Source organism: Sphingobium sp. TomMM35A, from assembly GCF_054771735.1.
In genome coordinates, this window is record NZ_BSRC01000002.1 from 29214 (window position 1) to 39604 (window position 10391).

Below are 10391 nucleotides of genomic sequence, written 5' to 3' on the forward strand. Positions count from 1 at the left end.
TCCTGAATCGTCAGGCGTCCTGCCGCAGCAGATAGACGTCCATGATCCAACCATGCTTCTGCCGCAATGCTGCGCGGCGCTCGATGATCTCTGGTCCTGCCAGCGCGAGTGGCCCCTTTGCCAATGCCTGATGTTCCATGCCGAGATAGGCGCCCCACCAGATCATGAGATGCTCCGGTTCCAGCGTTTGAAAGGCGCAATGTCCGTCGAGCATTACGACGATGTCGCGCACGCCGTTCGGCCAGCCGTGATCGCGCAACTGCCTGCCTGTGGTGATCAGCACCGGGCCGGCCAGGCGGTTGAGGCAAATGCCATGCGCGGCCGTCAGCGCCTGAATACTGGTGATGCCTGGGACAACGCTTATCTCGACCGAGGGGCCTAGCCGCTCGGCGATGCGCAGGCTGCTGTCGTAGAGCGAGGGGTCGCCCCAGACGAGCAGCGCGACGGTGCCGCCATCGGGCAGGTGCCGGGCGATCTTTTCCATCCAGATTGCGGCGATCGCGTCATGCCATTCCATAACCACATCGACATACATGCCCTGCTCCTCTCTGCTGGGCATGTCGAACTCTGCGATGCGCACGGGCCGGGTCAGTACCTCCGCACATATGGCGCGGCGCAGGTCGAGAAGGTCGGATTTTGCTTCACCCTTGTGCGGCAGCAGGATGAGGTCGGCCGCGTTCATCGCGCGGATGGCGGCGCGTGTCAGATGATCGGGATTACCTGTCCCGATACCAATGAGCGACAGGTGGATCATGTGGCACTCGCGATCAAGTGGAAGAAGCTACCCGTCACCCGGCCCCGGCGCGAACCGCTGCTGGCCACCGGCACGCCCATCGCGTCGGTCACATGAGCGAGCGGCTCGTCCGGTTGTTCGACGACGGTCGAATAATGAAATTCATGCCCGCGCAGTGGCGCGCCTGAATTATGGCCGCCCATCGGCGCCAGCAGCCGCGCCTGACGATAGCCCAGGTGCAAGCGCCGCTCTGCAAAGCTGGAAACCAGGCCGAGCAGTCCCGCCATGGCGTGGGATTGCCCCTGCGCATCGATGATCGCCTGCCCCAGCACCATATAGCCGCCGCATTCGCCATGGATGGGCCGACCCTCTGCATGGCTGCGCAGGCCGTTCAGAAAGCAGCTCGCCTGCGCAAGCCTTGGCGCATGCAGTTCGGGGTAGCCGCCGGGCAGCCAGACGGCGTCGGCCACAGGATCGGGCGCTTCGTCGGCGAGCGGGGAAAAGGGGATGATCTCCGCCCCGGCTGTGCGCCAGCCACTCAGCATATGGGCATAGGTGAAGGAAAAGGCCGCGTCCTGTGCCAACGCGACACGCTGCCCCGGCGGCGGACAGTGATAAGCGGCAGGAGGCAGGGCCGGGAGGGCGTCCGCTGCCGCCTGGAGAGCTGGAACATCGATATGCGCTTCGATCAGGTCTGCGATGGCGTCGATCATCCGGTCCGCCTGTTCCAGGTCGCTCGGTTGAACAAGCCCCAGATGCCGTTCGGGAATGGCGAGGGCAGGCGACCTTGGGATAGCGCCCAGCACTGGCATGGCGATGTCCTCCATCGCCTGCCGGATCATCGCTTCGTGGCGCGGGCTGGCGACACGGTTGATGATGACGCCTGCCACGCCGACATCGGGGCGGAGCGTGCGGAATCCCTGGGCGATGGCGGCTGCCGACTGGCTCTGGCCCGACGCGTCGATGATCAGGATGACAGGCCAGCCCAGCAAGGCGGCTATGTCGGCGCTGCTGCCATTGCCGCTCGCCCCCCGTGCTGGCGCGCCGTCGAACAGCCCCATCACGCCTTCCGCGACGATCAGCTCTGCGTCCGCCGCTTCACCGGCGAGACCCTGGAGCATGGCCGCATCCATTGCCCAGCTGTCGAGATTGAGGGAAGACCGCCCACTCGCCAGCCGGTGAAATCCCGTGTCGATATAATCCGGACCACATTTGTAGGGCTGGACGGCCACGCCTTGGCGTCTCAGTGATCGGAGCAGCCCCAATGTGATGACCGTCTTGCCGGATCCCGATCGCGGTGCGGCAATGAGGATGCCGGGCGTCATTCGTCCGATCCGGCGAAGGGCGAGTCCGCCGTCGCTGGCCGAAATCGCCGGTCGTAACCGGGCGCGTAAAGCTGGCTTTCTGCGAAATCGGTGTCGCCCAGCACCGGCCCGACAAGAATGATGGCCGTCCGCTCTGGCCCGCCGGCCGCCAGACTCTCGATGGTGGCGAGTGTTCCTTGAACCACGCGTTGATCGGGCCAGCTCGCTCGCCATATGATCGCCGCCGGGCAGTCTGGGCTATGGAGCGGTACGAGGTCCGCCACCACCTGCGCCAGATTATGGATCGAAAGATGGATCGCCAGCGTCGCTCCCGTCGCGCCGAAGGCCGCCAGCGTTTCGCGCGGCGGCATGGCGCTTGCCCGACCCGGCGTGCGCGTGAGGACCAGCGACTGGCCTAGCCCCGGCAGGGTCAGCTCCGCCTCCAGAGCGGCCGCCGCCGCCGCGAAGGAGGGGACGCCCGGCGTCACCGTATAGCTGATGCCTAGCGCCTTGAGACGGCGGATCTGCTCGCCCATCGCCGACCACACCGACAGGTCGCCTGAATGCAGCCGGGCGACATCCTGGCCCGCCGCATCCGCCTCTGCGATCAGGGCGATGATTTCGTCCAGTGTCAGCGGCGCGCTGTTGACGATCCGCGCGCCCGCCGGGCAGTGGTCGAGCAGCGCCCGGGGTATGAGCGACCCGGCATAGAGGCAGACGGGGGAGGCCGCGATCAGGTCGCGGCCACGTAGCGTCAAGAGGTCGGGCGCGCCGGGGCCAGCGCCGATAAAATGGACGGTCATGGCGATACTCCTCGGGCAAGCGCGCAGGTGGCTTGGCCATCGGGCGAAATGATGCGGGATGCGGCCAATTGTGCGCCGGGGCCTGCGGCGATCAGGGCGACCGCTTCGGCCACGCTGCCGGTGCCATAGGCGGCGAGGCTGGCGGCAGATTGGGTTGGCGTGTTCACCGCCGCGACCGCCGCCGGATCGACAAGGATTAGTGGTAGACCCAAGGCGCTGGCGAGGGGAGCGAGCAGCGCTTGCCTATGCGTCAGCGTCGCCAGCGCCGCGACGGCTTCGCCATGCGCGCCGAGCGCCGCTTGCAAGGACCGTTCGCTAGCCCCGCTGCGGCAGCCGAAACCCGCCACGATCATAGCGTGACGCTCCACTGCACAAGCGGATAGGCGGCTTTCCACCCGCGCCGGGTGCCGATCGGCGCGGCGCTGGCCATCTCGATCCGTAGCAACTCGCCGCCCAGCCGCTCATGCCAGCGCGCCAGCAGCGCTTCCGATTCCAACGTCACCGCATTGGCGACCAGCCTTGTGCGCTCGCCTGGCAAGGCGATGATCGTTTCGATCAATGCATCGCTCAGACCGCCGCCGATGAAGATCGCGTTGGGCCGTACCCGTCCTGCCAGCGCCGCCGGAGCGCGTCCCTCGACCAGCAGGAGCCGATCCACGCCCAACCGCCGCGCATTGGCCACCGCGCGTTTGGCGCGTACTGGGTCAGCTTCGAAAGCCAGCGCCTGCGTGGACGGATGGCTTAGCAGCCATTCGATCGCGATTGATCCCGATCCCGCTCCGATATCCCACAATGTCTCGCCAGGACGCGGGGCGAGCGCCGACAGCGTCAACGCACGGGCGGGCCGCTTGCTGATCTGCCCGTCATGTTCGAACCAGCTGTCGGCAAGGCCACTTGCACATGGCATCGCCTCGCCGTCGCCCGAAATTTCAACGCCGACCGCCACGGGATGCGCGATATCTTCGAAGGCGAGCTTGTCAGCCTCCTCCGACCGGATACGCTCGCGCGGTCCACCGAGGGCTTCCATGATGTGCAGCTTTGACGCGCCAAAGCCTGTTTCTGCCAGATAGGCGGCAAGTGCCTGCACCGCCGCTCCATCCCGCAGCAGCACCAGCGCGCGGCGTCCCGGCGCAAGCATGGGCCTCAACCGATCGAGCGGCGCGGCGTGGAGGCCATGGCAGGTCACATCCTGCAACGCCCAGCCCAAACGGGAACCCGCCAGCGAGAAGGTCGATGGTGCAGGATGCGCAATCCACTCGCCGGGCGTCAGATGCCGCGAAACCCTGATGCCAGCGCCGAACCAGAAGGGATCGCCCGACGCCAGCATCACCGTCGGCTTTCCACGCCGGGCAAGCAGGGCCTCTACCCCATCATCGAATGGCACTGGCCAGTTAAGCCGTTCCGCTTTAAGGGGTGGCAGCAGCGCCAGCTGGCGCGGAGCGCCCATGATGAGGCGCGCCTCTTCCAGCGCCGCGCGTGCGGTGTCGGACAAGCCTTCCGCCCCGTCCTCGCCTATGCCGATGATCGTCAGCCAGGGAACTTCAGTCGCCATGCGCAACATCCTGATCCTTGGCGGCACCATGGAAGCGAGCGCGCTCGCCAGAGCCTTGGCCGAGCGGGGCGAACAGGCGACGCTGAGCTATGCCGGGCGCACCGGCAATCCCCGTGCACAGCCGGTGCCGATCCGCGTCGGCGGCTTTGGCGGTGCCGACGGCTTGGCGGCGTTCCTGAACGCGGGGGCTTTCACCCACCTTGTCGATGCCACCCATCCCTTCGCCGCTGCGATCAGCGCCAATGCCGCCGCCGCCGCGCGTGCTTCTGATGTCGCCCATCTGATGCTCACCCGCCCGGAATGGCAGGCAGTGGACGGCGACCGCTGGACCCACGTCCCTGATATCGCCAGCGCCGTCCGCGCGCTCGATGGCCCGGCGCGGCGCGTGATGCTCGCTCTGGGTCGGATGCATGTCGAAGCCTTCGCCGCGCAGCCACAGCATCAATATCTGTTGAGGTTCGTCGATGCGCCAGATGCGCCGCCCGCATTGCCGCGCCACCATTTGCTGGTGGATCGCGGCCCCTTCACGCTGGCGGGCGACCTTGCCCTGATGCGGGATCAGGGCATCGATCTGGTCGTCGCAAAGAATGCGGGAGGGGAGGGTGCCCGCGCCAAGATCGACGCCGCGCGAGCGCTCGGCCTGCCGGTCATCATGATCGACCGCCCCCCCATGCCGCAGGCGCGAGCCGTCCATGACATCAGCGACGTGCTGGCGTGGATTGATCATTCGGCCCATCGTGGCGTGTAGAGGATCGGGCGAGGCGCTCCTTCGATAAACCGCGTCCGGCTTGACCCGACGATCACCATCGTGCGCATATCCGCCATTTCAGGGGCCGCCTCGGCCAGCGTCACGACGCGCAACTGCTCCTCGGCCGTCGATACCGCGCGAGCGAAGAGGATCAGCCGATCCCCACCGCATTCCTCCCTCAACAGATTGAGCACGCGCGCAAAGCCATCAGGCCGCGCCTTCGACCGGGGGTTGTAAAATGCCATCGCGAAATCGGCCTGCGCGGCAAGGCGCAGCCGCCGTTCAATCAGCGCCCATGGTTTCAGATTATCCGACAGGTTGATTGCGCAGAAATCATGGCCCAGCGGCGCGCCCGCCCGCGCGGCGGCGGCGAGCATGGCGGTGATGCCCGGCAGCACGCGAATGTCGATCGCGCGCCATGCTTGCGGCCCGGCCTCCAGCGCTTCGAATAATGCGGACGCCATGGCGAACACGCCCGGATCGCCCGAGGACGCCACCACCACGCGCCGCCCCGCCGCCGCGAGTTCCAGCGCATGCGCTGCCCGGTCCAGCTCAACCCGATTGTCCGATGCATGGCGCACCAGATCCGCGCGATCCGCCACCCGCGCGACATAAGGCGCATAGCCGACCAGGTCGGTCGCCTCGGCCAATGCTTCCGTCACCTCCGGCGTCACCAGTGCTTCAGCGCCCGGACCCAGGCCCGCCACCGCTACCCATCCGCTCATGGCCGCCGCCCCTGTCCATGGATCAACAGGATGGAAAAATAGCTGGTGACCGCCTGCGCTTGCCCCAATGGCGTGATCTTCTGATCCGCCATGGTCGCATATTCGACCAGCCAGGCGCAGTCGTCCTTGCCCGCCGCCTCCACCGCGCGGCGCAGCTTGGCGAGGTTGCGGCCGATCTTCATGACAACCAGCGCATTGCTGTCACGGATGCGCCGCGCCAGCTCCTCTTCCGGCAAGGTCGCCATCAGCACCGTCAATACATCGTCGCCCCAGCTGATCGGCGTGCCGCTCGCGGTCCAGGCGCCCGACATGCCGGTGATGCCGGGCACGATCCGGACAGGCGCGAGCGGAGAGAGGCGGCTGTGCAGATGCATGAAGCTGCCGTAGAAAAAAGGGTCGCCTTCGCAGAGCACGACCACATCCTCGCCCGCTTCCACCAGGCCGTGCAGATGGGCGGTGCACTCCGCGTAAAAGGCCGACAGGCATTGATTATAGCGCGGATCGCTCACCGGAATTTCGGTCGTCACCGGATATTCCATCGCATATTCGACTGCATCCGGACGAAGCAGTCCATCGACAATCTTGCGGGCATGGCCGTGACGGCCGGGCTTGCGGAAATAGGCGATGTGGCGCGCCTCGCGGATCAGACGGTCTGCGCGTACGCTCATCAGGTCCTGTGCGCCGGGACCGAGCCCCACGCCATGGATCGTCCCGCTCATTCCGCCGCACTCGCCAGCGCGTTGACCGCCGCGACCGTGATCGCACTGCCGCCCAGCCGCCCTTCCACGACGCAGCAGGGCACGGGCTGGTTCTCCCAAAGCGCCTGTTTCGATTCCGCCGCGCCGACGAAACCGACAGGACAGCCGACTATCGCCGCCGGGCGTGGGCAGGCGGGGTCTTCCAGCATGTTGAGCAGGTGGAATAGCGCGGTAGGAGCGTTGCCGATCGCGACAACCGCTCCGGCCAGACGGGGGCGCCACAGTTCGAGCGCGGCCGCCGACCGGGTGTTCGCCATCGACCGGGCGAGGTCTGGAACTTGTGGATCGTTAAGGGTGCAGATGATCGCGTTGCCATTAGGCAGGCGGGCGCGCGTGATCCCTTCCGACACCATTCGCGCATCACACAGGATCGGCGCGCCAGCCTCCAGCGCGGCGATCGCGGCTTTGGCAAATCCCGGCGAGAAGCGAATATGCGGCGCCAGACCCACCATGCCCGCGGCATGGATCATCCGCACGGCAACCCGCTCCTCCTCGGCGGAGAAGCGGTCCAGCGCGGATTCCGTGCGGATCATGCGGAAGGACTGGCGATAGATTTCCGCGCCGTCTGTTTCATAAAGATGCGGCATCAATGGGCTCCGAAATGGGCGAAGATCTGATCAGGCGACAGGCCCGCGTGCAGCGGCGGCGCACCCGCGCGCGCATTGAGGGCAAGGTCGAAGACGCCCTCCCGCCCGGTCAGGACGACGGCCGCCTGCGACGGCCGGGCGCAGCCCTTGGCGCAACCGGACACGTGCAGCCCCGGCACATAGGGCGCGAGCCGGGCGGCAAGTTCACGGGTGGCGACGCTCGACTGCGGGCAGGCTGGAGCGCCCGGACAGGCATCGGCGGCAAGGCGCGGGTCGGACGGATCGTCGGCAGGTGCGCCGCTGCCCTCCAGCACCAACCCTCGCCATGGCGTGACCCGCACCGCACGCGCGTCATCGACGATGATGGCGAGGAGTTCCGCCGCCTCGATCCGGCCGAAGGGCGCGGCATGAAAGGGGCCGGGTGCATCCGCCAAGGCCGCGGCGCGGGAACGTGCCGGGGCAGGCGCCTCGATCGCCTCTTCAAACAGCGGGACATTGTGCCGCGCCATGCGGCCAGCCTGAACGCCGCCGCTTGCCATGAACCGATGGGCCATGCGGATCAACCCTTCCGCCGCGTCTGCCGTGTTGACCGGAGTACCTTTTATGCGCCCGTCCGCCCGCAGGATCAGCGCGCCGCTCGCGGCCCGTTCCACCCTGAAATCGGCCGACGCGTCGCTCAGCACCGGGGCAGGGCCAGCGTCGATCGCGAAGCCGACCTTCGCGGGAAGGTCCGGTAGTTCGCGCAGGCGCGCCGTCAGTTCCGTCGCGATCAGCGCGCTATCATCGCCCTCATGCCAATCCGGGTTGATCAGTATAGGAACGTGAGCGTCTCGCTCCTCATCGGCATGCGCGAGTCCAATAGCGATCAATCGCTCCATCAGCGCACGATGGTCAGCCTCCGCCACGCCCCTGATCTGAAAGGCGGCGCGGTTCGTGACGTCGATATGGCCATTGCCAAGGGTAAGCGCCGCCTCGCAAAATCCTACCGCCTGTTCCCGGCTCATCCGGCCAAGCGGTGGACGCACCCGCACCAGCAGCCCGTCGCCCGCCATCATCGGCCGCCATGCCGTCGGGCACCAGCCGCGCACACCGTGGCGCGTGCCGGTGCTGGCGGTATCACGCCGCATCTGCTCCTGCATTGCTTCAGCCCTCCAGCACTTGCGCCACGACCAGCGGACGGCGCGCGCAGGAAGGCGGCCAAGCCGCTCGCCTGCACGGCCGCAGCCGCACGAAATTCGTCGCTCAAACGGAGAACCGAGCCGTGACCATCCCCTGGATCATGGCAAGAGCGACCTTTGCTCCGGCAGGTCTCCTGGCTTGCGGGTCACAGCTTGGCATGGGGCCTTCCCGGATCGCTCCAGTGGCTGGCCGTCCCATTGTCAGAACTGGCCGGTCCATGCTTCGCTCGCCGCTCACAGTTGCAGGGACAGCCACGGATTTGGGAGAGAGCCTCCCGCACCGCATTCCCATTTAAGCCCCTATACCGGGGCACCGGCGCGATCGATGAACCGGACGAACCCGGCTCGACGCGCTTCATAATGACGATGCAGGCGAAAGGGAAGTAGTCAACGCCCGCTTCCTTGCGTCCATCGCGCATCGCCGCTACGCCCTCGCCAAATAGTGCAAAAATGGAGAGGAAAAGATGGGCGATTTCAGCTTCGAAGGCACCAGCCGCTTCCTGGAAACGGATAAGGGGCGGCTTCATTATCATGAAGCGGGATTAGGCCCTGCGCTGCTGCTGCTCCATGGGTCGGGCCCCGGCGTCACCGGCTGGGCGAATTTTCGGGGCAATCTGCCCTTCTTCTCCCAACATTTCCGCACCATCATCCTGGACGCACCGGGATATGGGAAGAGCGATCCCGTGGATGGCGACCCGGTGGGAGTAGCCCGCGACGCAGTCGTCGCGCTGATGGACGGCCTTGGCATCGACCGCGCCCATATTGTTGGCAACAGCTATGGGGGGATTGTCGGCGGACATCTGGCGGCATCTCATCCCGACCGCGTGCTGCGCTACATCACGATCGGCGGCATCGGTTTCAACATCACCTCGACCTTCCCCAATGAAGGGCTGACCCGCCTAGTCGATTTCATCGAAGATCCGACGCGGGAGAACATCATCGCCTGGCTCGAATCCATGGTGTACGACAAATCGATCATCACCGATGAATTGATCGACATGCGCTACAAGGCGGCGCTGGAACCGGTGACGATGGAAAGCAGCCGCAAGATGTACACGCGCGCCGCCCTCGGCTTCATCGCCCAGTCGATGAGCGGGCCGGGCGTGTCGCAGCGTATCGGCTATCTTGGCAAAATCCAGGCGCCGACGCTCATCATGTGGGGCCGCGATGACAAGGTCAGTCCGCTCGACGGCGCGCTGCTGCCCATGCGCATCATCCCCAATGCCGAACTGCACGTCTTCCCGCGCTGCGGCCATTGGACGATGATCGAGCACAAGGACCGTTTCGAAACGCTGGCGCTGGATTTCCTCCGGGGTGAATAGCTGATCTCGGTCCGAACGGGGGAGCGGATGCGGATGCGGAACTAACGCCGCACCACCACGGAATGCCAGTCGGTCCGCTGCTCCCAGCCCCGCCGTTCCAGTTCCGGTACATCCTCTTCACTGACAGCCCGGCCAAGGCAGAGCAGCCCCAGGCATTCCCAGCTTGCGGGAATATCGAGCATCGCGTTCACGCCTTCGGGCTCCATGATCGACACCCAACCCATGCCGATGCGCCGCGTCTGCGCCGCCAGCCATAGCGTATGCACCGCCATGACGCAGCTGTAACGCCGCGCCTCTGGCATCGTGACCGCACCCAGATGATGGCCCGTCTCCGTCCCATCGTCGCAATAGACGGCGAACAGGACCGGCGCCTCGCGCAAGCCGTGCAGCTTCAGGCTGCGATAGAGCTTGTCCTGATCGCCATCATATTCCTTGCCCGCTTCCTTGACCTGCCGGTCGACATGACAGGCCAGTCGCTCGCGTAGCTCCACGGTTTCCACACGCACGAAACGCCACGGCTGCGACAAGCCCACTGATGGCGCGCGATGCGCCATGCTGAGCAGCCATTCGACGTCCGTCTCATCGATCGGGTCCGTCCTGAAATGGCGAATGTCCCTTCGCGCCCTTACCAGCGCCTCGAACTGCGCGCTGTCGATCGGGGTGATGGCGGGACCGCTCATG

Annotated in this window: 12 protein-coding genes and 1 riboswitch; of the genes, 2 read left to right on the top strand and 10 right to left on the bottom strand. The window is 66.2% G+C overall.

The annotated features are described in order from the left end of the window. Positions 1–10 precede the first annotated feature (10 nt). The 5 genes from cobF to cbiE are packed head-to-tail and all read right to left on the bottom strand — an operon-like array spanning position 11 to position 4392. Complete coding sequence (gene cobF, locus ACYU8T_RS13290; protein WP_461159838.1) at positions 11–754, bottom strand: precorrin-6A synthase (deacetylating); 744 nt, start codon at positions 752–754, stop codon at positions 11–13. Further along, positions 751–2058, bottom strand: a complete 1308-nt coding sequence (locus tag ACYU8T_RS13295) for a cobyrinate a,c-diamide synthase (RefSeq protein WP_461159839.1) — start codon at positions 2056–2058, stop codon at positions 751–753. The genes cobF and ACYU8T_RS13295 overlap by 4 nt, the downstream gene beginning before the upstream one ends. Further along, on the bottom strand, positions 2055–2840 hold the full coding sequence (gene cobM / locus ACYU8T_RS13300; RefSeq protein WP_461159840.1) for a precorrin-4 C(11)-methyltransferase: 786 nt from the start codon (positions 2838–2840) through the stop codon (positions 2055–2057). Before cobM ends, ACYU8T_RS13295 begins: the two co-directional genes overlap by 4 nt. Further along, positions 2837–3208 (bottom strand): cobalamin biosynthesis protein, encoded by a 372-nt coding sequence (locus tag ACYU8T_RS13305; RefSeq protein ID WP_461159841.1) that lies wholly within the window; start codon positions 3206–3208, stop codon positions 2837–2839. Before ACYU8T_RS13305 ends, cobM begins: the two co-directional genes overlap by 4 nt. Further along, positions 3190–4392 carry a precorrin-6y C5,15-methyltransferase (decarboxylating) subunit CbiE gene (cbiE, locus tag ACYU8T_RS13310; protein ID WP_247229396.1) on the bottom strand — a complete coding sequence of 401 codons (1203 nt, stop codon included), beginning with the start codon at positions 4390–4392 and terminating at the stop codon, positions 3190–3192. Before cbiE ends, ACYU8T_RS13305 begins: the two co-directional genes overlap by 19 nt. Here cbiE and ACYU8T_RS13315 point away from each other — a divergent pair. Beyond that, the gene (locus ACYU8T_RS13315; protein ID WP_461159842.1) at positions 4391–5140 is read left to right on the top strand and encodes a cobalt-precorrin-6A reductase; all 750 of its coding nucleotides are present in this window, start codon (positions 4391–4393) and stop codon (positions 5138–5140) included. The genes cbiE and ACYU8T_RS13315 overlap by 2 nt on opposite strands. On the opposite strand, the gene cobJ is transcribed toward ACYU8T_RS13315, so the two are convergent. The 4 genes from cobJ to ACYU8T_RS13335 are packed head-to-tail and all read right to left on the bottom strand — an operon-like array spanning position 5116 to position 8265. Next, positions 5116–5865: a precorrin-3B C(17)-methyltransferase gene (cobJ, locus tag ACYU8T_RS13320; RefSeq protein ID WP_461159843.1), complete on the bottom strand. Its 750-nt coding sequence runs from the start codon at positions 5863–5865 to the stop codon at positions 5116–5118. The two genes, ACYU8T_RS13315 and cobJ, sit on opposite strands and share 25 nt — an antisense overlap. After that, the gene (cobI, locus tag ACYU8T_RS13325; protein ID WP_201516731.1) at positions 5862–6584 is read right to left on the bottom strand and encodes a precorrin-2 C(20)-methyltransferase; all 723 of its coding nucleotides are present in this window, start codon (positions 6582–6584) and stop codon (positions 5862–5864) included. Before cobI ends, cobJ begins: the two co-directional genes overlap by 4 nt. Then, entirely contained in the window at positions 6581–7210 is a 630-nt protein-coding gene (locus ACYU8T_RS13330; protein WP_461159844.1) for a precorrin-8X methylmutase, read from the bottom strand. The genes cobI and ACYU8T_RS13330 overlap by 4 nt, the downstream gene beginning before the upstream one ends. Continuing rightward, entirely contained in the window at positions 7210–8265 is a 1056-nt protein-coding gene (locus tag ACYU8T_RS13335) for a cobalamin biosynthesis protein CobG (RefSeq protein ID WP_461160390.1), read from the bottom strand. The genes ACYU8T_RS13330 and ACYU8T_RS13335 overlap by 1 nt, the downstream gene beginning before the upstream one ends. Positions 8266–8495: 230 nt before the next feature. Continuing rightward, positions 8496–8721, bottom strand: a riboswitch (cobalamin riboswitch). A gap of 131 nt (positions 8722–8852) precedes the next feature. Here ACYU8T_RS13335 and ACYU8T_RS13340 point away from each other — a divergent pair. Continuing rightward, positions 8853–9710: an alpha/beta fold hydrolase gene (locus ACYU8T_RS13340; protein ID WP_461159845.1), complete on the top strand. Its 858-nt coding sequence runs from the start codon at positions 8853–8855 to the stop codon at positions 9708–9710. A 41-nt stretch (positions 9711–9751) separates the two neighbouring features. On the opposite strand, the gene bluB is transcribed toward ACYU8T_RS13340, so the two are convergent. Beyond that, positions 9752–10390 carry a 5,6-dimethylbenzimidazole synthase gene (gene bluB, locus ACYU8T_RS13345; RefSeq protein ID WP_461159846.1) on the bottom strand — a complete coding sequence of 213 codons (639 nt, stop codon included), beginning with the start codon at positions 10388–10390 and terminating at the stop codon, positions 9752–9754. Between the last annotated feature and the right edge of the window lies 1 nt (position 10391).

Bases quoted from the DNA above. Each gene is read 5' to 3' on its own strand.
- cobF (WP_461159838.1), bottom strand. From the start codon at position 754: ATGATCCACCTGTCGCTCATTGGTATCGGGACAGGTAATCCCGATCAT.
- ACYU8T_RS13295 (WP_461159839.1), bottom strand. From the start codon at position 2,058: ATGACGCCCGGCATCCTCATTGCCGCACCGCGATCGGGATCCGGCAAG.
- cobM (WP_461159840.1), bottom strand. From the start codon at position 2,840: ATGACCGTCCATTTTATCGGCGCTGGCCCCGGCGCGCCCGACCTCTTG.
- ACYU8T_RS13315 (WP_461159842.1), top strand. From the start codon at position 4,391: ATGCGCAACATCCTGATCCTTGGCGGCACCATGGAAGCGAGCGCGCTC.
- cbiE (WP_247229396.1), bottom strand. From the start codon at position 4,392: ATGGCGACTGAAGTTCCCTGGCTGACGATCATCGGCATAGGCGAGGAC.
- cobJ (WP_461159843.1), bottom strand. From the start codon at position 5,865: ATGAGCGGATGGGTAGCGGTGGCGGGCCTGGGTCCGGGCGCTGAAGCA.
- cobI (WP_201516731.1), bottom strand. From the start codon at position 6,584: ATGAGCGGGACGATCCATGGCGTGGGGCTCGGTCCCGGCGCACAGGAC.
- ACYU8T_RS13330 (WP_461159844.1), bottom strand. From the start codon at position 7,210: ATGCCGCATCTTTATGAAACAGACGGCGCGGAAATCTATCGCCAGTCC.
- ACYU8T_RS13335 (WP_461160390.1), bottom strand. From the start codon at position 8,265: ATGATGGCGGGCGACGGGCTGCTGGTGCGGGTGCGTCCACCGCTTGGC.
- ACYU8T_RS13340 (WP_461159845.1), top strand. From the start codon at position 8,853: ATGGGCGATTTCAGCTTCGAAGGCACCAGCCGCTTCCTGGAAACGGAT.
- bluB (WP_461159846.1), bottom strand. From the start codon at position 10,390: ATGAGCGGTCCCGCCATCACCCCGATCGACAGCGCGCAGTTCGAGGCG.